Raw genomic sequence first — 26,080 nt, forward strand, 5'->3', positions numbered from 1 at the left:
GTTTGCGACGCAGGATCTGGCGTTGATCGAGAATCCGCTGCGCGAGCTAGTCGAACTCGAGGTCGGCGGACTCGACAATATCGTAGACGCCCCGCTACCTCGGTGAAGCACGCTATCTGTCAACGCTACGACGATGATGCCTGGCCGTGGTCGGCTCATCAGCTCCTGGCCTGTACCGACTTGAGCCGCTTGATCATCTACCCGCCAGTTACCCTGCAAACGAACAGGTTTCGGCTTTAGAGTACTCGGGTACTCTCCGCGACCGACCTCGTCGCGGAGGCGATGAGGGAGTCACCAGATGACCATCGGTATGTCGAATATGCCGGTGCTTGATGCCAACTCGATCAAGCAGGCATGGCCGTTCTACGTTGTGTGCGATGTTTCGGAATCGATGTGGCTACCCTCGTGGCATTCGGGCACGACCCCGTGGGAGATCGTCAGTGATTCGATCGCCCCGATGCTCGACACTCTCGACAGCCACAACGAGGCTGCGCTCATCGGACACATCTCGATCATCGCGTTCGCCCACGAAGCATGGACGCACTACCCGTTGCGCTCGATCGGTGACCCCGCGACCTGTGAGGCTCTGCCGCAGGGGAGCTGGACGAACTTCGTCGGGGCGTGGGAACACCTCAACGCCACGGTCCGCGCGGACATGGATCGCCTGACCAGGCAGAACTACCACCTCAAGCAGCCGGTCATCTTCTTCATCACCGACGGGAACGCGGGCGCGAAGAATATCTCGCAGCCGATCACCACCTGGCGGCCCATCAAGGATGCGCTGTGTGACGGCATGTACCGGCTGCGCCCGCGAGTTGTCTCGCTGGGCATGGGCGATGTCAACCAAGCGACCGTTCTCGCGTTGAGATCGGACGACCCACCAGGTGCAGCCTGTCTGGCCAAGGCTGGTGTCCCGGCCAATGTCCTGCTGAAGTCGATCATTGATGTCATCATCAAGTCGATCTCGTTGTCGACCGATGGCGGCAACTTCGTCTTCACGGTGCCCGAGGGAATGCAGCGCCTGGATTCGGTCCGGCCATGACCGAGGCTGAGGGGGCCGAGCCCCGTCGCAGACCGAGCTTGGTCGAGGCCATAAAGGGGTTGGGTGCGCAGATGATGCCCCGGGGAACCGGTCCAGAACATGCGAACTCGGACAACACCCCGCCCGATACGCAGAACGTCGCGAACTCACAGCCCGCAGGCGCAACTCGGAGGGGCGGCCAGCTGCCGCTGCGGCGGTGTCCGAGCCCGGTCAATTCGGCGAGCGCGGCATTGGCGGCTGACGCCGGAGTGGTGGGGAACTCCTGGATCTATGCTGCTTCGGCCGTCGGTTTGTCGCATGCGCTCGAGGGCGTTCGCCGTGAAGACGCCTACGCCGCTGACGCCGTCAACGACACGAACTGCGTGATCGCGGTCGGCGACGGGCTCGGCTCTACCGCCAACGCTTCGGTGGCTTCCACCGCTGCCGTGCTGACATTCACCGCGTCGGTGTGCCGAGCAAACTCGGCAGCGGGTTCATGGGAGAACACTGCCCGCACGGCTGTACGGGAAGTCAATCAACAGCTCTACGCGGTGCAAGAGCGCAGCATCCCCACCGCACCAGGCGCCGGCCCGGCGACTGCCTCGCAGCGGGGAAAGAGCATGGCCCCACCGAAATCCACGCTGACCGGGTTCGTGCTTCGCCACGACGGCGAACGGTCGAAGCTGTACTGGGCGGCCTACGGCGACAGCCCGCTGCTCCTGCTGTCGCTGTCGACGAACACCTGGCAATGGGTATCGGGACAGCCGACCAACCCGCCCACCGCGGCGACACCGGCTTTGCCCGGTGACGAGCGACGACTGCAGTTTGGTTCGCTGGCACTTCAGCCGGATCAGGTGGTCGTCGCGGCCAGCGACGGTGTCGGTGACGCGATCGCGATGGCGCCGAAGGATTTCGCCAAGGCGTTGGCCGAGGCATGGCACACCCAGGTCTCGGCCGCGAAGTTCGCGACTCTGCTCGATTTCGAAATCGGCGGGCTGAACGACGATCGCACGATCGTGATGGCAAAGGGAATCACACCGGGGATGTTCGAATCGCAGTGAGCAGGTGCTGGCGTGGTTGAACTTGACATCGAAATCCGAGAACGAGACCTCCTCGATGCCGGAATCGCAGAGATGGACGGCGGCGGACAGTCCAGTGCGATCGCCTGGAAGTTGCTCCCAGACTCCTCTGTGGCGCTCTACAAACGTTATGATCACAGCTCGCTGATGGCGGATTCGCGTGAGCGGCTGAATGATTGGGCACGCTGGCGCCGCGAGCTGAGCGTGGCAGATCGCGCCTACCTCGACGGGCGCGCTGCCTGGGTGCGCCACGTGGTGCTCGATGCCGACGCGAATGTCGCGGGAGTGATCGTGCCCGCGGCCCCGGACGCCTTCTGGATGAGCAAACTCGGCACGACCGTGCCTCGGGACATGGGGGAATTGCTGGCCCAGCGCGACCGCGCGCGTCGGCATGACAAGGAGTTCTTCAATGTGCCGCACACAATGGCGCGGCTCGGCCATTTCCTCGAGACACTGGCATTCCTGCATCAGCGCGGGGTCGTCGTCGGCGACCTGCACCGCGGAAACATCCTTATCAGCGGATTCGACACGACACCGGCGACGTATCTGCTCGACTGTGACGCGACCCTGATCGATGGCGAGCGCGCGCTGAAACATGCTGAGCGAGAGGGCTCGCGTGCAGATCACCTCGCCGGCTGGCCGGATCGACTCGATCGGCGAACCGATATGTACAAGTTCGGGCTGGTGGCGGTTCAGTCGATAGGCAAGACATCGTCGCTGGCCGTCGACGACACCGTCGGAATCCATATGTTGCGACATCACCGCGACATGCTCAACCGATTCCTGCGACTGGAAGCGGTCGATGCCTCGGCCGCCCACGCGTCGAGCATGGCAGCGGCATGGAAAGCGTGTGTCGGGGTACGCGGCGAACGGGGATACCGCGGCAACGCGGTTATTCCGGTGCGGTGGGACGGCGAGTCTTGTTACGTCCCGGCAACCGGTCCCGTCCGCAGCCCCGCCCATCAGGCCGTCCGACGACCGGCAACAACATCCACCACACGCACCAGGTCGACCGCGTCATCGTCTGTGAGCTCCGGTCGGCGAACTCAGACTGTATCTCGCACTGCTCAGGCGCCGTCGGGAGACTCGGAGCGTTTCGAGGCCATCCTCGGAGCGGTGATCTTGCTCGTGGGCTTCGGCATCGTAGTCGCGCTGATTGTCGTCGCATGGCACTGGCTGTTCTGAACGCTGGATCGCTCGAGAGGCAATGATGTCCGGTCACCTGAACCTCGTCCTGCCGGACGGCACAACCCACCACATCGCCCCCGATCGGCCGGTAGTCGTCGGACACGGTCCAGACGCCGACATCGCGACCGGTACCGGACCCAGCAGGTGGCTTCGCCTCCGGTACGCCGGCGTGTGGACTTTGACCGTGCTGGACCCGCAGATCCGACTGGTCGAATCAGGGACGCAGATACCGCCGGAGGCTGACGGCAGCACACGCGTCCGTGTCCGAGACGGCGAAACGCGGCGGCTGAAGCTGATGTTCGCCGGTTCCGAGTACACCATCGAAGCCGCGTTGAACCCGACGGCATCAGCTGGTGTAGCACCACCTCCGATACCGGCACAACCCCCGATGTCGGCCCCCACGCCGATACGCTCCCCCGCGGTACCGGTAGGCCCAAACATCGCCAGGGGTTCCGGACGATCCATCGCCTTGACCCAAGCGCGGACAAGCATCGGCCGGACCGGGCATGGCGCTGACATCCAGATCGGCGGTGATGACGTCGCCGCGGTCCACGCACGCGTGATTCGGACCTCGACCGGGACAGCGGTGCGTGACCTGAGCCAGGGGAGCGGCACATTCCTCGACGGCCGGCCGATCATCCAGGCCGCGCTCGAAGTGGGCGATCAGTTCATCATCGGCCACACCAGATTCAGGCTCGTCGATGCCAACCATCTCGAATTCGCCGACCTCACCCTCGGCGAAGTTCTGGCGGTCGATTCGCTGACCGCCGGATACGATCGCAGTGTCGCCCAGGCCAAGATCGCGGACGTGAGCTTCACCGTGGAGTCAGGTCTGCTGGCCGTCATCGGCCCTTCCGGCGCCGGAAAGTCAACTCTCTGCAACGCGATACTGGGCGAGGCGACAGTCTTTGCCGGAAGCGCGACGCTGGGCGAAATCGACCTAATCGGCGGTGCTTGCCCGGATCCGGTGCTGGTGAGCTTCGTACCCCAGGGAATCGAACTCTTCGAGGAACTGACTGTCTACGACACGATGTGGTTCGCCGCCCGCCTGCGGCTGGCACGCGATGTCACCCACGACGAGATCGGCAGCCGGATCGACGGAATCCTCGAAAAGGTGCACCTCACGGCACAACACAAATCCCGGGTGTCGACATTGTCCGGCGGGCAGAAGCGCCGAGTGAACATCGCACTCGAGTTGATCACGACACCGGCCCTGCTGATGCTGGACGAGCCGAGTTCGGGATTGGACGATGGGCTCGACCGCAGCCTGATGAACGATCTCGCCGAACTCGCACAGTCGGGATGCATGGTCGTGGTCGTTACCCACGCCACACCACATCTCGGTATCGCAGACTCGGTAGCCGCCTTCACCTGCGACGAGTCCGGCAAACAGCCCTCCACGATCGGATTCGTCGGGCGGCCTGCCGATCTAAGCGCCGGCTTGGGAGCTTCCTCCACAGCCGATGTGTTCGATCGGCTCCGCAGCGAAAAGGCGCCCGCCCTCCTCCCGGAACAACCCGTACGACCGAACCCGACGCGCCCGCGCACACAGTTCCGGCGCGGAGGCAGTGTGTCCGGGGGGCATGCCTTTCGGGTCTTCTTTTCACGCGAAGTCGCCCGAATTCGTCTGCAATGGAACAAGATCGCGGCGATGGTATTCGCTGTTCCCCTGACCGGGCCCCTCATCGCCTACCTTGCCTCACCGCGCGGCCTGGAAGGCTCCAAGCTCGCCCCGAACCCGGATCTGGCTATCGTCCTCGCCGTCAACTGCATCCTTGCGGCGTTCTTCGCGATGTCGTTGTCGGTTCCGACGGTCGTCGCCGACCACCGGGTCATATGGCGGGAGCGGCGGTGGGGTCTGCCCATCTCCTCCGCGATCCTCGCTCGCGCCGGCACACGGTCGCTACTCGCGGTGGGACAAGCGACCACCATGACACTCGCGCTCGCCCTGCTGTGCAGTGGACCGGAGGATCCTATCGGCCCTCTGCCCTGGGTGGTGAGTGTCTGGCTGATCCTGGCCAGCCTGGCGGTCGCGGCTGTCTGTGTAGGGACGATGATCAGTACCTGCGCGAAGTCGATGGACACCGCGGTACGGGGAATGTCCGCAGTCCTTGCCCTCTGTGTCGTGTTCTCCGGAGTAGTGGTTCCATTGGGGCAACTCAGCGGTGGCGCGGTTGTCCTTTCGTGGGTTTCCTATCTCTCGCCGGTTCGTTGGGCGATCGCCGGATTCGGCTCGGTCGTAGGAATCGAAGAGGCAGGAACCCTGCGCGCGGATATGATGTGGTCCCACGATGTCAGCCACTTCTACATCGCGATCGGTGTGCTGGTTGCGATCTCGGTGACATCGTTGGGTGCGTCGATTCGATGGGGTCACATGCTCATTCGGCATCACCAGCGCCGGTAGGTGGGCGATCAGGCGATCGGCTGAACTTCCTTCGGTGTTGTCAAACGGTGAATCGATCGAAGACCTTGAGTCGCCATCCCTGGGGCCACAGTTCGTCGTAGCGGGTCTTCAGGTCGTCGAAATCCCAGCCGTGCACCCACTCCTCGGGTTCTTTCGTTTGTCGCCAGACCGCGGTGATTCGTGCGCCGTCGAGGTTGTAGGTCGACAGAAACTTGAGCCGCCAACCCGCTGACCAGAGTTCGCCGTAGCGTCGTTGGAACTGAGCCAGGGTCGCGCCGTAGATCTGAAATTCTCCGACGGTGGACGGACTCCACGCCGCGGTGTAGCGGGGTTCACCATTGACGTTGACGACATCGATCAGCTTGAGCCGCCAGCCTTGGGGCCAGAGTTCGTCGTAGCGGGCCCGGTAGGTTGGGTAGTCGGCATCGTAGATCTGCGTCTCGCCGGTCGTACCGGGCGCCCACGCGGCGGTGTAGAAGGTTCGACCACCGACGACGTAACGGGTGAGCAGTTTGAGCCGCCAGCCTTGGGGCCAGAGTTCGTCGTAGTGGGCCCGGTAGGTTGCGTAGTCGACGCCATAGACCTGGGTCTCGCCGGTAGTGGCGGGCCGCCAGATCGCGGTGTATAGCGGTTGCCGGTTCACTACCGCGGTGCTCAGAGCGTGCAGCCGCCACCCTTGGGGCCAAAGTTGATCGTAGCGGGCCCGGTATTGCTCGTACGGTACGTCGAAGATCTGGTATTCACCGCTGGTGTTCTGAGTCCATGCTGCGGTGTAGCGGATCGATTCTTGTCTGTCGTGCAACCGCCAGTCGTAGACCAGTTCGTACTTGCCGCCGTGCCCACGCCAGGTGATCCGGCCCTGAGGGCTGTCGGTTTGTCCTCCGGGCCATCGGTCGTCGTGGGAGTTCAAGGCGACCGAGACGGTCACAGGCGCGAAGAAGTCGTCTTCCCATGCGTCGCGTAGCGCGTCGACTGCCTTGCCCAGCGCGTACCCGACCGCGGCGCCGATGATCGCACCCGCGATTCCGCCGATGGCCCCGCCGAGCGCGCCCCCGACAGCGCCCCCGATCGCGCCGCCGGTGGCTTTGGCGATCTCGGTCGCGATCTTGCTACGGATCTTGTCCAGGAGGTCGTCGATGAACTTGCTCAATCCGCCGTTGTCGGCCTCGGAGAGCACCAGGGTCGCGAAGAAGGATTTGGGGAAGCCACCCTCGATGACCGGGAACGCGGCGAACAGTCGAGGTGGCGAATACCGCTTGATGTCGCCGTCATCGAAGTCGCCGACCTTGAAAGGGTCGATCCTCAGACTCGCTCCGGCTCCGTCCACGCTGGTGCCGCCGAGGTATATCTCGTCCTCACCAGCTTCCGTCCCGAGAAACCCGTCGGTCTCATCCACGCAGATGACGCGGTGCACCCGGAGCTCCAGCGTGTTCGTCGGCTGTTGTGGCGTCAATCCCGATATGAGGTCGCCCAGTGCCAGCCGCTCGAGCTTCGCGATGTCGGCGTCAGAGAACCGCGCCGCGGCAGGCAAAGGAATCGCCATCGCCTGGGTCTCGACCGAGACCGGCACACTCAAGTCGATTCTGGTCAGGTCGCCCAATCGGCGGGCCCGTACCGCAGCGGGCGCCTGTAAACGGGTCAGCGCGCGCTGGGCGGCAAGCGCCTGAGTAGGTTGCGGCAGCGACCGGAACTGAGCGTCGAACAGTGCCTCCACCGAGTCCGGCTGGGTAGGCAATCGGAAGCGACTGCGGTCGCCGTGATGAGCGGCGACACGCTCAGCGGTCAGCTCCAGCTCACGCACCACGCGCAGCGCGAGAGCCCTCAGCTTGGGGTCGGCCAGTTCTACCACCTGCGTGTTCGTGATCACGGTTGTCATGGTTGCGCTCCTTCAACGGGCCCGGATCCACCCCGCCGGGTGCGGCGGAGCAAGTGATGATTGCGAAGGAATCATCTTGTCGGGCAACGAGTTCGAAATCTTGGCAGCGATCAGGCCGCCGGCCAGCACGCACGCGATCGAGGTGCCGGATCGACACCGAACCGACCCTGCCGCCACCGGCGCGGTGACGTGATCTCCGCGCACGATGAGGTCGACATCGGGGGAGGTCGGATAGTGCGGTGCGGTGGAGCCCATGGCAGTGCATGCGCTGATCGCCAGACATGCGTCGGCGCGGGCCGGGAACAGCACGGAGCGATCAGCGCGATTTCCCGCCGCCGCGATCAGGACGCATCCCGCCACTGCGGCGTTACGCACAGTCGCGGCGAGTCGTGGATGCTCATCGTTTCGGCCGAGGGGGATCACGATCAGCGCGACGCGCGGTGCCAGCCATTCCACCGCGTCGCTGACCGCGTTCGGGTGAGCATCTCCACTCGCGGAGGCGGTACAGGCGATCAGTAGCCGAGCGGAGGGGACGACCCCGCGTAGGTGATCGGTTCCCTGCCCGACCAGCAGGGCTGCGGAAAACGATCCGTGCTCGCACAGCAACGGCCCACCAGGCTCGCGGGTGCCGAAGCGTTCGACGGTGATCTGGGCATCCCTTAGATCGGGGACATCCGGGCTGTAGTCGCCCTCGATGAGGCCCACGGTGACACCGGCGCCCTTGCTATCGGGAAGCCACGATGGCCACCACAACACCCGGGTATCTGTGACAGCGAGGCCTGCGAACGGGCCCGGGGCCCGCAGGTACCGGGTCGCGCATCGAATGCCGATTTCACCGATATTCGCCGTGCTCGCCGGACCCTGTCGCCGGCCTGTGCGACTGCGGTTCTCCGGAAGCCGGCGATGGCCGCTGACTGCCATGACGCACCTTCTGTACCAGGTATGGGCGTGTCCTTCGTGGTGAATACTGCGCGCAGCCACGGGCTGGTGCACGGGTAGTCCGCTACCCGTGATGGATCGCTGTATATGCGAGACGCTTGTTGCCTCGAACGGTGGTCGGTCTTGTCACAGCGGGCTGGACAGAGGAGGCGAGATCATGGCATCCAGCGGTTCCGAGGCTGCTCGCTGGGACGGTGCGGACGACGCGTCGCGCCGGTTCGCAGAAAGCGGGCCGTTGCGTGAGGAGATCGAGCGGTCGCGATCTGTCAGCGAGACGGGGATCGTGGGCGGCCCCGAGGACATCGAGGCCCGGGCCGACCGTCTCCTGGCCAGTGGCGCTGTCCCTGCCAGCGCGGTCATCCAACTCGCAGCGTCGGAGGTCGCCTCGACGGTGCCGGCACTCGAGCGAATAGTCGCGGCCTCGGACAACACCTCTGCTGCCTGGGTATCGCGCGCTGCTCGGGCGGCGCAATGCGTTGCCCGCATATCCGATCAGCGGATGGGCCGGGAAGCACCGATAGGAACGGGGATCCTGATCACCCGTCGGCTACTGCTGACCAATAGGCATGTCCTCCCTGACAAGGACACAGCTCGCGACGTGGTCGTCGAGTTCGATGCCGAGGTAGGTGCTGACGGAGTACCGAAACCGGCGAGGCGATTCCGGCTGAATCCTGACTCGTTCATGGTGGAGGACATCCATTTGGACATCTCCTTGGTCCTCTTGCATCCAGACAATGAGGGGCAGTTTCCCGGCGACAGGTTCGGACGTCAGCTGCTGGTCCCGATCCATGGATCGGTGCTGGTAGGGGAGAATCTGAATTTGGTCGGACACCCGGATGGCCGCCTCAAAGAGCTGTGGACCCGGGGAAACCGTTTGGTACTCGTACTCGATCAATTCGTTCATTACTTCAGCGATCAAGGCGTGGCCAACTCGGGCTCACCGATCTTCAACGACCAGTGGGAAATGGTAGCTCTACACCATGCCGGTGTGCCGAAACGCGACGACACCGGGAATGTCCTGCGCCGCGATGGCACACGGTGGCACACCGGTGATGGTGACGACCAGATCGACTGGATTGCCTGTGAAGGAATTCGAGCCGACGCCATCGTGTCCTGGCTCGACACGATCGCGCCGTCACTGCCGGATTTTGCTCGGGTGCTGTTGTCCGAGTTGACCAGTGCAGCTGATTCCGGAGCCAAGCCGATTTCGTCACCGTCACTACATGGCACCGGCGACTGGATCGCCACCATTGCCGAGAGCAATCCATTGGTCGGCCAGCTCATCGAAGAGGCGCAGGACCATCCCGAAGACTTCCGCAATGCGGACAGCGTCCACAACCGGATGATCGGTTTGGTCGCAGACCGCTACAGTAAACTCGATCAACAGACCGCGCAGCTGTTTCGGCGGGCAGCGCTGGTCGACGCCGATGGACTGGATGCGGGGATCGCCGCACGGTTGATGGACTCAGACCGCGTTGAGGCGGCATATATGCTCGATCAGCTGGCTGAGCAGGGTTTGATGGTCGAGAGGTCGGACGGCCGCCGGTATTTCGTCGACGAACCCGTCCAGAAATTCGCGGCAACCGAGCTGGTGAATGGAGAGGACGAGGAAGCGCGGAGGGCTCTGCAGCAGGAAGTCCATCGATGGTTGTCCGGGCGCGATCATCTTCCGGAGCCGCGGTTGGCGCGTGATTTCTGGACCACCGAGGACGAACTCGAGCACGCCCCCTACGCCAATGCTATCGCTTCGTTCATTCAGCACGACGCGACACAGCCGCCTCTGACGATCGGGGTCAAGGCTCCATGGGGTGCAGGCAAGACCTCGCTGATGCGGATGGTGCAGAAGCGGCTCGATCCCGGTGTAGGGGAGGACCCCTTCGGTTTGTCGCCGCCCGGCTCTCGCACTCCGCGACCCATTCAGCTGGACCCGAGGTCACGAGCCGTTCTGATGGAAAAGGCGGACCCTGATCAGCAGCGGTCATGGTTTCACCGCGGAAAGCAATCGGCAGCGGCACGAACTCAACCGGTGAACATTCGTGAGGCGCTGTCGCAAGCCGAGGAACCACTCGCCGCCGCGGAACCCATTCCGTTGCTGCGCGCAGAACAGCTTGGCCAGACCAGCGGCCTCGATCCCAGGGATTGGCGCGCAACGGTGTGGTTCAACCCCTGGATGTATCAGAGTGGCGAACAGATCTGGTCCGGGCTCGCCCACGAGATCATCACTCAGGTCACCGCGCGTCTGCCAGTCGGCGACCGCGAACGATTCTGGTTGAAACTCAACCTCGCCCGGATGGACCGGGGAGCGGTCCGGCGCCGGGTATACCGGACGGTCCTGGAACGGCTGCTGCCTGTGATGCTGGTTGTGGCGGCGGGGATGGCTGTCGCATGTGTCACCCTGCTGCTGGTCAAGCTGTCGGGCGTCAGTGTTCCGCTGGGTCCCGCGACCAGCGGAATCGTCGCGATCGCCACCTCGGCAGGGATCATCGGCTCAGTCGTTCGTACCCATGGATTCTTCGGTGAAGCTGCGGCTGGGCCGTTGGGTGGTCTGGTGCAGGGGCCCGCTGCGAGCGGATTCGGGCGCGTTGCGGGCGAGGAGCTGAAGGGGACACTCGATCTGTTCCCAGAACCCGGCTACGGACCGAAGTCGGGACTGCTCTATCTCGTTCACGTGGACATGAAGCGGGTTCTCGATTTGGTCGCCACCGACGATCGCCCGCTGGTGGTGTTCGTCGACGACCTCGACCGGTGCACTCCCGGCACTGTTGTCCAGGTCATCGAAGCGATCAATCTGTTTCTCGCCGGTGAGTTCCCGAACTGCGTCTTCGTCATCGCGATGGAGCCGAGAGTTGTCGCGGCTCACATCGAGGTCGCGTACAGCGACCTGAACGCAGCACTCCAAATCAGCCACGCGCGAGGCGACTGGGCCACGCTCGGCTGGCGCTTCCTGGAAAAGATCATCCAGCTCCCATTGAGTTTGCCGGCGCCGCAGGGGAGCAGAGATATCGGAAACTACGCCCGCGGCCTTCTGCAAACCACCGGAACCGAAACGCCTTCTTCTGTCCCGGTTTCCGATTCAGGCCATCGGCCTGGGGCGCCGCGACCTCGAAACATCGACCTCGGGACCGACCCGCCGAGCCATTACCAGCGGCAGCGGTCGCACTCGGCCGCTGCACCGACGCAGGATCGCTCAGGCATGCTCGACCTGGATCTCGTGCGACAGTTGACTATCGAGATCCGGCGCCGTAGTCCCTCTCCCACCACTCTCCCGGAGACGGCGCGTGCCGCTCAACATCTACTGATTCCGCACGCTCCCACTGATTCGCTGCGTCCGGAAACCGTGGCTGCCGTAGAGACTGTCCTGAAAGACCTGTACCGCGATGCTGATGCTGCGGACGCGATCACCGCAGCCCTGCCGAGCCTGGCCGCGACGACCCCGCGTGAGGTCAAGCGGTACATCAACCTGTTTCGCTTCTATACCTTCGTCGCGCAACGGCAGCGCCTCGACGGGCTGATGGCTCCCTCTGCCGAGCAGATAGCGAAACTTGCTGCGCTGGCGATTCGTTGGCCACACCTGATGTCGCTGATCGGGCCGTCCTCGAACGACGGCGAGCATCCACTCGAGGCGCTCGAGCAGGCGAGTCGTAACAGCACGCAGTCATGGGCGCAAGTCGTCGCCGTCGTGGGGCTGAGCCTTCCCACGGACGCCGAACTACCGATCTGGTGCGCAGACCTGAAGGCATTTCTGGCCACCGACCCCAAGATCGGATCGCTGGCCGCTCGATTGCTTTGACCCCCATCAAGCAGCGGAATTGCAGCGAAGAGGCGACGCGGGCCGTGTCCAATGCGACGTTGCCAGCCTGGCCGAAGGCCTCGATCTCGGCTCCGCGAAGGTGAGGATAGCTACGTAGGGCGACCCAGGCGAACTCGCTACCGCGGGCCGAGCGCCAGACTCGTCCGAAGTTGTTCGGGTTGCGTAGGGAGCCGTTGGCGGCGGGGAACAAGACCGCGTGCGGGTTCGGTGTTCGGTTGATGTCGAGGTAGTCGATGGCTTCTTTGATGGATTCGATGCTGTGTTGCGGGAGCAGGATCCGGCGCCATCCGTTGTCTGTCTTGGTCGCGGGTTTGCGGACCCATCCGTCGTTACCGGCACCGCGGACCTGTTCGAGTGTGCCGGTGACCTCCAGGTAGGGGTCGGGCGTGTCGAGGTTGATGTCGTCGAGCAGGAGGGCGAAGACTTCGAAGGGGCGGATGCCGGTTCCGGTGACGACGTCGACGACCCACACCATTCGGCCGATCAGCTGCGGAACTGGGTTGGCGGTGTTGACTCGACCGATCCACGCGGAATTCGCGCGAGGGGCTGGCGACCTGATAGAAACCGCTCCGCGGTGACCGCGGCCTGGTGTCGATCTGCTGCACAGCCATGTGGTCTCGGCTGGTCGAACCGGGCTCGCTGGGGTGGCAACGTCAGAGCACTCACCACGCAACGGTCGGGTGGCCGATTTGCCTGGCTCCCGTCGGCGGTCCGATCCTGGACCGGGAGGATGTTCCTGGCTCGGCTCAGGGAGGACAGCGGATCTCGGACCCCTGACTGTGATGTCTGACACGGTCCTGTCCAGTGGGCTGAAAATGATCCGATTTCGGTGGTCTGCGGGGTGTTCCAGCGGGCTCGCTGACTCAAAAGTGTGGGGTTTCTGTGTGATTTCGCCGAACCACGTCAAGTGCCGGGACACAAGAAAACCCCCTCCGACCCAGGTCAGAGGGGGTTTTGCCTGTCGGGCTGACAGGATTTGAACCTGCGACCACCTGACCCCCAGTCAGGTGCGCTACCAAGCTGCGCCACAGCCCGTTCTCTTTCTTGCCCCCGTTGCCGGGTGCTCGGAAAGATTACCTCACCAGTTCGTGAAGGTACTAATCGGCTGGTAGATGGCTGTTTTGGTCGGGGTGGGGGCTATTCGGAGGGCTGGGCGGGGTCGTAGCCGGGGCAGCCGGGATAGGGCTGGGGGAGTTCGGGTTTGGCGCCGAAGCAGACGCTGTCGGGGTCGGTGGGGTCGTAGGAGTCGCCGGCGCGGCGGGAGGTGGGGGTCGGGGGTGGGGTTCGGGAGGTGGTCGTGGGGTCGGGGGTGGTGGGAGCGATGGGGGTGGTGGGGCCGGATGTGCTCGTGCAGGCCGTGCCGGCCAGGGCCAGGGCGAGCAGGGTGGTGACGAGCAGGGTGCGGTTCACGTCGGTCCCTTCATCGGCGATCGCCGACCCCCGTGCGGTGGCCAGCACACTTTCGGCAACCTTATCGGTGGCCGTTCGACGGCGTCAGCGGGGGAGCAGGGTGATGCGCGCGTTGTCGGCGGGGCTGAGGCCGGTGTGGTAGCGGCGGGGCGGTTCGATGGGGCCGGGGATGGGGGCGATGCGGCGGTGTTCGAGGACGGTGCGGAACAGGATGCGGGCCTCGGCGAGGGCGAACTGGGCGCCGAGGCAGCGGTGGGCGCCCGCGCCGAAGGTGAGCCAGGTGCTGGTGCTCGGGCGCTGGTCGAGGAAGCGTTCGGGGCGGAAGGCCAGGGGGTCGGGGTAGTGGCGTTCGGATTCGTGGATCAGCAGGATGGGGACGATCACGATGGCGCCGCGGGGGATGGCGATGCCGTTGATCTCGGTGTCGCGCAGGGCGCGTCGGCCGGTGAAGGGGGAGACCGGGCGTAAGCGCATCACCTCGGCGACGACGGCGTCGAGGTAGGTGTCGAGGCGGGTGGTGTCGCCGGCGTCGACGGCGTCGTCGACTTCGGCCAGGGCGGCGGGGTCGGCGGCGAGCATGGCGGCGATCCAGCCGAGGGTGATCGCGGTGGTTTCGTAGGCGCCGAGCAGGATGCCGCGCATGTTGCGGGCCAGGGCGGCGTCGTCGTGGCGGTCCTGGTCGGTGCCGATGTAGCGGGCGAGGACGTCGCGACGGGCGCTCGCGCGATCGGGGTCGGCGCGGCGGGCGGTGATCTCCTCGATGATGACGGCGTCGACCTCGTTCTGGCGGCGGCGCAGCGGCGGGTAGGGGATGGTGAGGCCGCCGATGAACGGGGTGATCAGGGTGACGGCGAGGAAGCCCCGGCTCTCGATCTCGCCGAACCAGGCGCGCACGGCGTCGCGCAGCCGGTCGCGCCGCTCGGGGGCGACATCGCCGAAGACCACGCCGAGCAGCACGCCGATCGCCAGGTCGTAGCCGGCGGTCAGGAACTCGAACGGCTCACCGACCGGCCAGTTCGGCAGCTCTCGCTGGACCACCTCGACCATCAGCTCCTCGTAGGAGCGCAGCGCCGCGGTCTGGAACGGGGGCGCGAAATGTTTGCGTTCGCTGCGGTGTTCCTCGCCGTCGAGGAAGATCATCGTCTGCTTGCCGAACATCACGTCGTGGCTGGAGAAACGGCTCAGGACCTGGCCGATCGAGAAATCGTCGTGATTGGCGAACAGTGCGCGCACGTCGCCGGGTTCGTGGGTGACGAGCATCGTGGGAAATCCCGGCGGTGTCACGACGAACCGTTCCCCGAATTCCAGCAGCGGTGAACGGTGGGTGCCGGGACGCAACAATCCGCCGAGTTCGCCGAGCCGGCGCAGCGGTAGTCGGGGCAGGTCGCGGAGCGAGGTCACGGTGTCGGGCACTCAGCCATCCTCACGGCTGGTCGCTCGATGCGCAATCGCGAAAATGCCGTTGTAGCAAGACATGTCGAATACTCGATGCCCCCAATTCTCGGGGCTCACCATGACGTAGTCGATGTTCACGACTCCCGCTGAAGACTCGCATGGCCGCTATTGTGGGCGCAGTCAGTGGGTTTCACGGTCAGAGGACGTAGTACGTGCGCAACACTTTCGTCGACACATTGTTCGCCCAGGTCGAGAATCGGCCGGCCGAGGTGGTGTATCGGTTCTTGGACAATGGCGACGTCGATGGTGCGGTGCGCGAATCGACCTATGCCGAACTAGGGGTACGGGCGCGGGCGATCGGCGCGGTGCTGCAGGATTCCGCGCCGCGCCGGGCGCTGCTGCTGTATCCGGCCGGGCCGGAATTCGCCGAGGCGTTCTTCGGCTGCCTGGTGGCGGGGGTGGTGGCGGTGCCCGCGCCGCTGCCGGAGTGGGACAACCGGTCGCTGCGGCGATTGCGGCGGATGGTGACGCACGCCGAGGTCGACATCGTGCTGGCGCCGAAGCGGGTCGTCGCGGAATCGGCCGCGTTGTGCGCGGAGATCCCGGAGCTGGCCGGGGTGGCGTGGTTGTCGACCGACGATCTGCCGAGCGCGGCGGCGCTGCGCTGGCGGGAACCGGATCTGGACCCGGATTCGGTGGCGTTTTTGCAGTACACCTCGGGTTCGACGAGCGCACCGCGCGGCGTGGTGCTCACTCACGCGAATCTGCTGCACAATCAGCGTGCGCTCGCCGCCGGGCTCGGGCACGACCGGGGCCTGGTCGAGTCCTGGGACGGCGCGCTGTTCGCCAGCTGGCTGCCGATGTATCACGACATGGGCCTGATCGCGCCGCTGCTGCACACCGTCTACCTGGGCGCCAACTCGGTGCTGATGTCGCCGTTGCACTTCCTGCAACGGCCGGAACGGTGGTTGCGGGCGATTTCCACCTATCGCGCGCACACCAGCGGCGGCCCGAACTTCGCTTACGAGCTTTGTGTGCGGCGGATCCCGCCGGAGCATCTCGACGGGCTCGACCTGAGTTCGTGGCGGGTGGCGTTCAACGGCTCCGAGCCGATTCGCGCGCGGACGGTGCGCAGGTTCGCCGACACCTTCGCCGGCGCGGGGTTCCGGGCGACCGCTCAGCAACCGGTCTACGGTCTGGCCGAGGCGACGCTGATCGTGACCGCGCCGTCGACCACCGCCGCGCCGTCGATCGTCACGGTGGGCAGCGGTGAACTGGTGGGGGTCGGGTCGGCGGCGGTGGGGATGTCGCTGGCGATCGTCGACCCGGAGACCGGTGTCGAACGCGCCGACGGCGTGGAGGGGGAGATCTGGGTCGCCGGTGGGAGCGTCGCGGCCGGGTACTTCCGGGACACGGATGCCACCGCCGAGGTGTTCGGGGCCGTGCTACCCGGCGACGACCGGCCGTACCTGCGGACCGGTGATCTCGGGTTCCTCTCCGGCGGTGAGCTTTTCGTGACCGGCAGGCGCAAGGATCTGGTGATCGTCGACGGGCGCAACCACTATCCGCAGGACATCGAGACCACCGTCGAGGCCGCGCACGATGCGGTGCGGGCCGGGTGTGTGGCGGCGTTCTCCGCCGATCCGGGGGTGGACGGGGAGCAGCCGGTCGTCGTCGCCGAGGTCAAGAGCACCGATCCGGCCGAGCTGACGGCCATCGAAGGGGCGGTGCGCGCCGCGGTCGCGACCGAACACGGCCTCACCCTGGCCGCGGTGCTGCTCATCCGGCCGGGGACGGTGTTCAAGACCAGCAGCGGCAAGATCCAGCGCTCGGCGTGCCGGGCCGCCTACCTGTCCGGTGAGCTGCTGACGCTGCTGGCGGCGCCGATGCGGTCGCCGGAGGACGAGTTCGAGGAGGCGGCACAGGAGCCCGTGGCGTCGGCCGAACCCGCGGCGGAGCTGTCGGCCGAGGCGGTGCGCGACTGGCTGGTGACCAACATCGCCCGCCAGGCGGTGCTGGATCCGGAGCGGGTCGACGTGCACCGGCCGCTGGTCGAATTCGGTTTGGGTTCGGCGGATCTGGTGGAGCTGGTCGTCGACCTGTCGGACTTCGTCGGCCGGTTCATCGATACGAACCTGTTCTTCGACCATCCGACGATCGACGGTGTCGCGGCGGTGCTGACCGGAACAGTGCGGGTCGAGGCGGTGGTCGCGGAAGCGCCGGGGGTGGATGTCGAGTCCGACGACGCGATCGCGATCATCGCCATGTCGTGCCGCTTCCCCGGCGCGGCCGATTCGCCCGAGGCGCTCTGGCAGCTCCTCGACAGTGGGCGCGACGGGCTCGGCGACGTGCCGCCGGGCCGCTGGGACATCGACGGCCTCTACAACCCGGATACGACCGCGACCGGCACGGCCTACACCTTCCGCGGCGGCTACGTCGACGGGATCGACCGCTTCGACGCTGCCTTCTTCGGCATCGGACCGCGCGAAGCGGCGGTGATGGACCCGCAGCAGCGCATGATGCTGCACCTGGCATGGGAGGCGATCGAACGGTCCGGCCGCGATCCGCGCACCCTGCACGGCAGTGCCACCGGCGTCTACCTGGGAGTATACAGCACCGGCTACCTGGCCGATCCGGCGCCGGAGCAGCTGAACGGGCAGGTGGGTACCGGGCTTTCGCCGAGTGTGGCCTCGGGCCGGATCTCCTACACGCTGGGTCTGCACGGTCCCGCCGTCACCATGGACACGGCCTGTTCCTCCTCGATCGTGGCCATGCATCTGGCGATGCAGGCACTGCGGGCGGGGGAGTGCGATCTCGCGCTGGCCGGTGGCGCCACCCTGCTCATGTCACCGACCGCGCACATCGAGCTGTGCCGTCTGGGCGTGTTGTCGCCGACCGGGCGCTGCGCGCCGTTCTCCGCCGAGGCCGACGGGACGGTGTGGGCCGAGGGCGCGGGCATGGTGCTGCTCAAGCGGGTCGCCGACGCGCGCCGCGACGGCGACCGGATCCTGGCCGTCCTGCGGGGATCCGCCGTCAACCAGGACGGCCGCAGCCAGGGATTGAGCGCACCCAACGGCGCTGCGCAGGAACAGGTGCTGCGGTCGGCGCTGCGGGTGTCGGGGCTGGCGCCCGACGACATCGACTATGTGGAGGCGCACGGCACCGGCACGGCCCTGGGCGATCCGATCGAGGCCCGCGCGCTGGCCCGGGTGTACGGGCCGGGGCGGGATCCGCGACGGCCGCTCGGGGTGGGGTCGCTGAAGTCGAATCTCGGGCACACCCAGGCGGCGGCGGGTGTGGCGAGCGTGATCAAGCTGGTGCTCGCCCTGCAGCACGGGCGCATTCCGGCGACGGTGAATGTGCGGACACCGTCCGCGCACGTCGACTGGGCGACCAGCGGACTGGCCGTGCAGACCGAGACCACCCCGTGGCAGCGCGGTGACCGGCCGCGCCGGGCCGGGGTGAGCGCGTTCGGGCTCAGCGGCACCAATGCCCACCTGATCCTCGAGGAAGCCGCGCCCGAGTCCGAGCCGGTGGTAGAGCCCGGTGGTGAGACCGTGCGCCTGTTGCCGATCTCCGCGCGCAGCGAACGGTCGCTGCGCGGGCAGGCCGAGCGGCTGCTCGCGCGGGTACTGGAGGACGACACGCTGGAGCCCGGGCAGGTCGCGCGGGCGCTCGTGGTGCAGCGCACGCCGTTCGAGCGCCGCGCGGTTCTCGTCGCCGCCGACCGGGACGGCATGGTCGCGGCGCTGCGGGATCTGGTCGACGGCCGGTCGTCGGCGAACGTGGTGGTCGGTGCCGGTCCGGTGCTCACCTCGGGGAAGACCGCGTTCGTCTTCCCGGGGCAGGGGATGCAATGGGTGGGAATGGCGCGTGATCTGCTCGTCGCCGATACCGCGTTCCGGACGGAATTCGAGCTGTGCGACAAGGCTTTCGGGCCACTGCTCGGCTGGTCGCTGCTCGACCGGCTCAGCGCCATGACCACCGCCGATCTGCTCGACTTCCCGGTGGTGCAGCCGCTGCTGTTCGCGACGATGGCCGGCTTGGCCGCGACCTGGCGCGCGGCGGGCGTGGTGCCGGACGCCGTCATCGGGCACAGCCAGGGTGAGATCGCCGCCGCCTACTGCGCGGGCGCGCTCGCGCTCGATGCCGCCGCGCGGATCGTCGTCACCCGCAGCCGGTTGATGCAGGACATCGAGGAACCGGCGGCCATGGCGATGATCGGGCTGCCGGAGGCCGAGGTCGCGACCAGGCTGCGTGACTACGACGGCCGCGTGTCGATCGCCGCCGTGAATGTGCGGCGCTCGACCATCGTGGCGGGGGAGCAGGCCGCGGTGACCGAGCTGCTGGCCGCGCTCGACGCCGCCGGTGTCTACACCCGGCTGGGTGCGTCGGGGCCCGGTCTGGCCGGGCATTGCCGCATCATCGAGGAGATCCGCGCGCCGTTCGCCGAACACCTGACCGGCCTCGGCGCGGAAACGCCGGTCGTGCCCTGGTATTCGACGGTGACCGGAGAACCGATGACCGGCACCGTGGCCGGGCCCGAGTACTGGTACCGCAATGCGCGCGAGACCGTGCGTTTCGCGGCGACGGTCGAACGGATGGTCGCCGACGGGTACCGCTATTTCGTGGAACTCGGTGCGCATCCCTCGCTCACCGCGGCCGTGCAGGCCGTGGCCGAGGGCACCGGGCGCGAGGTGATCGCGGTCGGGTCGCTGCTGCGGGAGGAGGACGGTCCGACGTGTCTGGCGCGGTCGCAGGCGGCGCTGTACGCGGCCGGGCACGATCTGGACTGGTCGCGGTTGGTCCCCGAGCGCGGTCATGTCGACCTGCCCACCTATGCGTTCGACGAGCGGCGGTTCTGGACCGACAGCGCGCACCGCGACACCGGTGCGCTCGGCCTCGACGACATCGACCATCCGGTCCTGGGTGCTGTTGTCCCGCAGCCGGATTCGGAGGGCGTGACGCTGACCGGCAAGGTGTCGCGCGCGCAACACCCGTGGGTGGCCGATCACGCGGGTCCCGCTGCGGTGCTGGTTCCCGGTGCGGCGCTGGTGGAATGGGCCGTTCGGGCGGGCGACGAGGTCGACTGCCCGGTGGTGCGGGAACTGGTGCTGCGCGCGCCATTGCTCGTACCCGAGCGTGCTTCGGTGCAGATCCAGGTCGTCGTCGGTGGGGCCGATGCCGACAATCGACGAACGGTGCGGATCTTCGGCCGCGACGAGCAGGAACCCGACGCGCAATGGACATTGCACGCCGAGGGCATGGTCGCGGAGGAACTGCGCGGCATCGTTGTTCGTCATCGCGTGGAGCCGGATGATGAGGCCGGCTGGTTGCCCGCTGATGCCGTGCCCGTGGATGTCCGCGACCTCTACTCGCGGTTGGCGGCGCGTGGTCACCGGTACGGTCCGGTGTTCCAGGGTGTTCGTGCGGTCTGGCGGCGCGGTGACGATCTGTTCGCCGAGGTCGAATTGCCCGAGCAGGCGCACGGGGACGCCGCGCGATTCGGCATCCATCCGGCGCTGCTCGACGGCGCGCTGCACGCCACGGCACTGTTCGCCGGTGAGGGTGACTATGCGCTGCTGCCGTTCGCCTGGTCTGATGTGGTTCTCTCGGCGACCGGTGCCACGGCGCTGCGGGTCCAGTTGACCCGCTCGGGGGACACGGTGGCATTGTCGGCCACCGACCGCACCGGTCGGCCCGTGGTGTCGGTGGGTTCGCTGCTCCTGCGTCCGGTCGAGCCGAGCCAGTGGGATGCCGCCTCGCTCGCGCCGGCCTTCCGCCGCCTGTACCGGCTGACCTGGACCAGGGCGACGGAATCCACTGCGGGCCACAGTCCTTCCACCGATATCGCGGGCGCCCGGTTCGTCGGCGACGGCTGGCCGGGCAGCACCACGCCGGGCGCGGCTGCGGCGGGCCGGGACCGGCTGGCGGTGGCAGCCTGGGACGACGTCGTCACAGGCACCGGCGCAGCCGCCGCTTCGGCTAATGCTGACGACCCGGCCGGCTCCGACCCGCAGGCTACTTCCGCAGGCCACTCCCACGGCTTGGCAGGCCACGGGGTGCTCGACCCGGTTCGTGCCGACACGCTGGTGCTCACCGTCCCACAGGGGCGATCGCCCGAAGCGGTGCACGAGGCAGCGCAGCGAACTCTGGCAAACCTGCAGAAGTTCCTCGGCGACAACAGGTTCGAGCGGGCAACCTTGGTCGTGCGGACCTCCGGCGCCGTGGTCACCGACGCGGAGGCAGGGGTTCCCGATCCCGCCGGCGCGGTGGTGTGGGGTCTCGTCCGGTCGGCGCAGTCGGAGAACCCGGGACGGATCGTCCTGGTCGACTCCGCCGACCCCACCGTGGATCTCGCAGCGGTGCTGGTGACCGGGGAACAGCAGGTGGCCGTCCGCGCGGGTGCGGTACACGTGCCGCGCCTGGCCCGGCTCGCCGAGACGGCACCGCAGGGCCGGATTGCGCTGGGGGAAGGGACAATTCTGGTGACCGGCGCGCCCGGCCGTCTGGGTTCGGCACTGGCCCGGCACCTCGCCGACGCCTACGGCGCTCGCGATCTGGTGCTGGTGAGCAGGCGTGGCATCGACGGCCCCGGTGGCGTCGAATTGCGTGCCGATCTCGAACAGCGGGGTGTGCGGGTGCGGTTCGCGTCATGCGACCTCGCCGACAGGTCCGCGCTGGCTGCCCTGCTGGACGGATTGCCGCTGGCTGGTGTGGTCCACGCGGCGACGGTGCTCGACGACGCGACCGTCGGCTCGCTCACACCGGCACAGCTGACGGCCGCGCTGCGTCCGAAAGTCGATGCGGCGCAGCACCTGCACGAGCTCACCGCGGACCGTCCGCTGTCGTTCTTCGTGCTGTTCTCGGCGGCCGGTGGCCTGTTCGGCACGCCGGGTCAGGCCAACTACGCCGCCGCGAACGCCTACCTCGACGCGCTGGCCGTGTATCGCCGCTCGCTCGGGTTGCCCGCGCAGTCGCTGGCGTGGGGCGCCTGGGATGTCGATGTGCACGACCATCTGGCGCGCGCCGACATCGCCCGGATCGCTCGCGCCGGTGTACGCGCGTTCTCCGTCGCCGACGGCATGGCGTGCTTCGATGCCGCACTGGCACAGGGTGATCCGCTCGTGGTGCCGCTGCTGCTCGATACCGCGGTGCTGCGCCGTTCGCCTGCGGTGCCGCCGCTGCTGCACGGCCTGGTGCGCCGGGCGCCGCGTCGCGCCGTGGCCGACCGGGCCACCGGCGACACCGTGGTCGGGTCGCGGTTCGCCGAGGAACTGCGCGCCGCGTCCCGCACCGATGCCGTGCGGTCGGCGACGGCGGCGCTCGCCGCGTGGACGGGGGAGGTGCTCGGGCACACCGGTGCCGAGAAGGTCGCCACCGACACGTCGTTCCACAGTCTGGGCCTGGATTCGCTGATGGCGGTGGAACTGCGCAACAAGGTGCGCGAGCACACCGGGATCGCGGTGCCGCTGGGCACCATCCTGGCCGAACAGAACCTCACCGACCTGGCCGGGTATCTCGTCGACGAGGTCACCCGGCAGACCGGACCCGCCGGCGCGGCGACCGACGCCACCGAGGTGCCGGAGGTCGAGGTGCTGCCGGTGACCAGGGACATGATGCGGCTGTTGCGCACCGAACAGCTCGGTATTCCGAGCGCGGCGCAGACCGGCGGAGTCGCCGTGCGGGTGCCCACGCCGGTGACCCTGGAGGAACTCGATCGGGCACTCGCCCGGCTGGCCCGGCGCCACGCCGCCCTGCGCAGCACGATTCACGCCGGCACCGAATCCGGTCGGGAAGTCAGAATCCACCGCGACGTGACGATCGCCGCGACCTGGCGTGCCGTCGACCACCTCGACGACACCGTGGCCGAAGCGCACTTCCGGGCACTGATGGCCGCGCCGTTCGACCTGACGACCGGGCCGCTGTGGCGCTTCGAACTCCTCGACGCCGCCGCCGGACAACTGCTGCTGTTCGGCGCCCATCACGCCATGAGCGACGTGCAGTCGATGCTGCTCGTCGCGGGAGAACTGGCCGCCGACCTGTCGGGCGCACCCCTGGACGACACACCGACCAACCGCGACCTGCACCAGCTGCTCGCGGCACAGACCACCCGGCGCGACGACACCGCCACCGGCCGCTGGCAGGCCGCCTTCGCGGGCGCGCGGCGACTGGATCTGACGCTGGCCGCGCCTCGTCCGGCCACCCGCGGCTACGGCGGCGCGGCGATCGCGCTCGATCTGCCCGCCGGTCTGCACGAGCGGGTCGCCGAGCGCGCCAGGGAGCTGGGCATCACGCCGGCGGCGGTCTTCCTCGGGGCCTTGACGATCACGCTGGCCCGGCGCACCCAGGTCGACCGGTTCGCGCTCGCGGTCCCGGTGGACACCCGCATGCACGCCGACGCGAGCGGCGCGGTCGGGTATTTCGGTGTGCCGGTACCGTTCCCGGCCCTGGTCGCCGACGACGACCTGGTGACCGATGTACTGCGCCGCACCGGCGACCGGCTCCGCACCCTGCTCGTGCCGGGCGCGGGCTTCGCCGACGTGCTCACCGCGCTGGCGGGGGAGGGCCTGTACCGGGACAACGCGCCGATGGTGGAGGTCTACTTCAACTATCTGCGCGCCAACTCCGCGGTGACCGGCGCCGAGCTCGTCCCGGTGAGTACGGGCTTCTCCGATCTGGACCTGATGGTGGCGGTGCTGCCCGACACCGACCAGGTGTGGTTCACCTACAACACCGACATCATCGACGCCGCGTCCTGCGCCGAGTTCGGCCGCGACTACCTGACGGTCGTCGACGCGGCGGTCGCCGACCCCGGTGCGCCCGCCCGCGCGGAAGGTGCCGCACAACAGGAGAATTCGGGACTCCGCGTCGCGGTGGCCGCGACCTTCGCCGTGGGGCATCTGCCCGAACTGCTGGCGGCGGCGTCGACCGAGCGCGCGCTCACCGTCGCCGAGCCGCCGTATCACCAGGTGCTGTCGTGCCTGCGTGACCCGTCGGGGGTGTTCGCCCAGGCCTCGACCGATGTGGGTGTCGTGCTCGTGCGTGGCGTGGACCTCGAACGCTTCGGTGACCTGTCCGACACGCTGCTCGCCGAACTCGCCGACGAATTCCCCTCGGCGGTCGCCGATCTCGTCGCGAGGACGGGACGACCGATCATCGTCGCCTTCCTGCCGTCGCGGCAGGGGCGGCTGCTCGCATGGGAGCAGCGCGTCGCGGAACGACTGCGCGAGGAACCGGGTGTCGCGGTGCTGGACGCCGCGGCGATCACCCGGACACATCCCGTGGACGACGTGTTCGACGAGCGCACCGAGATCCTCGCGCACCTGCCCTTCACTCCGCAGTTCCAAGCCGCGGTGGCGCTGACCCTGATCGCGACGATCACCGCGATCACCGAACCCGCGCCCAAGGTGATCGCCGTCGACGGCGACGACACCCTGTGGAGCGGAACGGCGGGCGAAGTCGGTGCCGAGGGAGTCGGTTTCGACGCGGCCCGGATAGCGGTGGCGACGCGGCTGCGACAGTGGCGCGCGGCGGGCACGCTGCTCGTCCTGGTGACGAACAACGACGACGACATCGTCCGCGCCGTGCTCGACCGGCCCGACAGTCCCCTGCGCTACGCGGACTTCGCCGCCGTGTCGACGGGGTGGGCGGGCAAACCGGAACGGCTGGCATCGATCGCCGATAGTCTCGGGCTCGGCCTCGATACCTTCTGCTACCTCGACGACAATCCCGTCGAGATCGCGCGGATGCGCAGCGAACACCCCGAGGTCCTGTCCGTCACCTGCCCGCCCGCAACCGAAATCGGAGTGCTGCTGACCCGGCTGTGGCCGCTGGTTCCCCTGGCCGCCACCGTCGAGGACCGGGTGCGGGCCGACTTCTACCGTCAGGAATCCGCTCGTGACCGGGCGCGCGCCACCACGGAATTCGAGCAGTTCCTGGCCGACCTGGACCTGCGCGTCGAGATCGCACCGCTCACCGACGCGACCCTCACCAGGGCGCACCAGCTCGTGCGGCGGACCACCCAATTCGCGCTCGGCACCGTCACCGTCGACGATTTCGACCGCCGCCGGGCCGAAGACGAGGTGTGGACCGCGACCGCCCGTGACCGTTTCGGCGACTACGGGCTGATCTCGGTCCTGTCGGTCCGCGACGACGGCGACACCCTGCACGTCACCGGCTGGCACCTGAGCTGCCGAGCCTTCGGCCGCGGCATCGAGGAGCGCCTGCTCGGCTGGATCGCCGACCGTGCCGACACCCTGGGCTGCTCGACGGTCCACCTCACGGTCGACCACACCGCCCGCAACACTCCCGCCCGGCGGCTGGCCGCCCGGCTGCACGGGCATGACAACTGGGACGGTCCGCAGAAGACGGTGGTGACACCGAACCGGTTGCGCGAGTTCCGGTCCTGGCACAGCCCTGCCGAGAACACGGAGGTGATCGCGTGATGCGGGATCAGCCAGATGTCGACCGGGCGTCGGCCGCCGAGCACGAGCCGACGCCGCTGTCCGCGGTGGACCGGCGCTCCCGCGCGGAGTCGCTCGAACGCGGTGATGCCGGACTTGATGTCGCCGCACTGCTCGCCCGCGTAGGAAGACCAATCGCCTCCGAGTCAGCATCGGGCGAAGGCGCATCGTCCGGCGAGAGCCGAGGGACGAGCAAGGATGTCGATGCGCTGCTCGCGAGAGTTGGCGGACCGATGGCGTCCGAGTGGGTGTCGAGCGAAGCCGCAGCGCCCGGCGAAGGCAGAGGGACGAGTGCGGATATCGATCCGCTGCTCGCCGGAGCGGGCGGACCGGTCGCCTTCGAGCCGGTGTCGGCCGAAGACGGATCGTTCGGCGAGAGCGGAGTAACAAGTAGGGACGTCACGGCGCTACTGGCTCGGATCGGTGTCGACAGTTCCCGGAACACCGTGCAGTCGGATGAGCTCGTGGTTCCTGAGCAGGGGCTCGAACCG

The 26,080-nt window shown here is 67.4% G+C and carries 10 protein-coding genes and 1 tRNA gene; 6 read left to right on the top strand and 5 right to left on the bottom strand.

The annotated features are described in order from the left end of the window. The first annotated feature begins 298 nt into the window (after positions 1-298). From EL493_RS17370 to EL493_RS17385, 4 genes are all read left to right on the top strand, one after another. Positions 299-1,042 carry a vWA domain-containing protein gene (locus tag EL493_RS17370; protein ID WP_019049078.1) on the top strand — a complete coding sequence of 248 codons (744 nt, stop codon included), beginning with the start codon at positions 299-301 and terminating at the stop codon, positions 1,040-1,042. Beyond that, positions 1,039-2,082, top strand: coding sequence for a protein phosphatase 2C domain-containing protein (locus EL493_RS17375; protein WP_022566633.1), 1,044 nt, complete (start codon positions 1,039-1,041; stop codon positions 2,080-2,082). Before EL493_RS17370 ends, EL493_RS17375 begins: the two co-directional genes overlap by 4 nt. Before the next feature lie 12 nt (positions 2,083-2,094). Next, entirely contained in the window at positions 2,095-3,285 is a 1,191-nt protein-coding gene (locus EL493_RS17380) for a protein kinase family protein (RefSeq protein WP_019049081.1), read from the top strand. Between the two features lie 472 nt (positions 3,286-3,757). After that, positions 3,758-5,692, top strand: a complete 1,935-nt coding sequence (locus EL493_RS17385; RefSeq protein WP_019049082.1) for an ATP-binding cassette domain-containing protein — start codon at positions 3,758-3,760, stop codon at positions 5,690-5,692. A gap of 40 nt (positions 5,693-5,732) precedes the next feature. Here EL493_RS17385 and EL493_RS17390 read toward each other — a convergent pair whose 3' ends face one another. Further along, on the bottom strand, positions 5,733-7,568 hold the full coding sequence (locus EL493_RS17390; RefSeq protein ID WP_022566631.1) for a hypothetical protein: 1,836 nt from the start codon (positions 7,566-7,568) through the stop codon (positions 5,733-5,735). Between the two features lie 12 nt (positions 7,569-7,580). Then, complete coding sequence (locus EL493_RS17395) at positions 7,581-8,273, bottom strand: S8 family serine peptidase (protein ID WP_074965580.1); 693 nt, start codon at positions 8,271-8,273, stop codon at positions 7,581-7,583. A 391-nt stretch (positions 8,274-8,664) separates the two neighbouring features. Between EL493_RS17395 and EL493_RS17400 the strand changes: the two genes are divergently transcribed. Further along, positions 8,665-12,297: a P-loop NTPase fold protein gene (locus EL493_RS17400; protein WP_022566629.1), complete on the top strand. Its 3,633-nt coding sequence runs from the start codon at positions 8,665-8,667 to the stop codon at positions 12,295-12,297. A 982-nt stretch (positions 12,298-13,279) separates the two neighbouring features. On the opposite strand, the gene EL493_RS17405 is transcribed toward EL493_RS17400, so the two are convergent. The 3 genes from EL493_RS17405 to EL493_RS17415 all read right to left on the bottom strand — a co-directional run bounded on the left by EL493_RS17405 (position 13,280) and on the right by EL493_RS17415 (position 15,141). Further along, positions 13,280-13,353, bottom strand: a tRNA-Pro gene (locus EL493_RS17405). Positions 13,354-13,455: 102 nt separating this feature from the next. Next, positions 13,456-13,776, bottom strand: coding sequence for a hypothetical protein (locus EL493_RS17410; protein ID WP_022566628.1), 321 nt, complete (start codon positions 13,774-13,776; stop codon positions 13,456-13,458). A 36-nt stretch (positions 13,777-13,812) separates the two neighbouring features. After that, positions 13,813-15,141 (bottom strand): cytochrome P450, encoded by a 1,329-nt coding sequence (locus EL493_RS17415; RefSeq protein ID WP_019049087.1) that lies wholly within the window; start codon positions 15,139-15,141, stop codon positions 13,813-13,815. 194 nt (positions 15,142-15,335) lie between these two features. Between EL493_RS17415 and EL493_RS17420 the strand changes: the two genes are divergently transcribed. Then, the gene (locus EL493_RS17420; protein WP_022566627.1) at positions 15,336-25,571 is read left to right on the top strand and encodes a type I polyketide synthase; all 10,236 of its coding nucleotides are present in this window, start codon (positions 15,336-15,338) and stop codon (positions 25,569-25,571) included. Positions 25,572-26,080 lie beyond the last annotated feature (509 nt).

The sequence above is a fragment of the Nocardia asteroides genome (assembly GCF_900637185.1).
Taxonomy (GTDB): Bacteria; Actinomycetota; Actinomycetes; order Mycobacteriales; family Mycobacteriaceae; genus Nocardia; species Nocardia asteroides.

Coding starts and splice junctions, on each gene's coding strand:
- EL493_RS17370 (WP_019049078.1), top strand. CDS start 299: ATGACCATCGGTATGTCGAATATGCCGGTGCTTGATGCCAACTCGATC.
- EL493_RS17375 (WP_022566633.1), top strand. CDS start 1,039: ATGACCGAGGCTGAGGGGGCCGAGCCCCGTCGCAGACCGAGCTTGGTC.
- EL493_RS17390 (WP_022566631.1), bottom strand. CDS start 7,568: ATGACAACCGTGATCACGAACACGCAGGTGGTAGAACTGGCCGACCCC.
- EL493_RS17400 (WP_022566629.1), top strand. CDS start 8,665: ATGGCATCCAGCGGTTCCGAGGCTGCTCGCTGGGACGGTGCGGACGAC.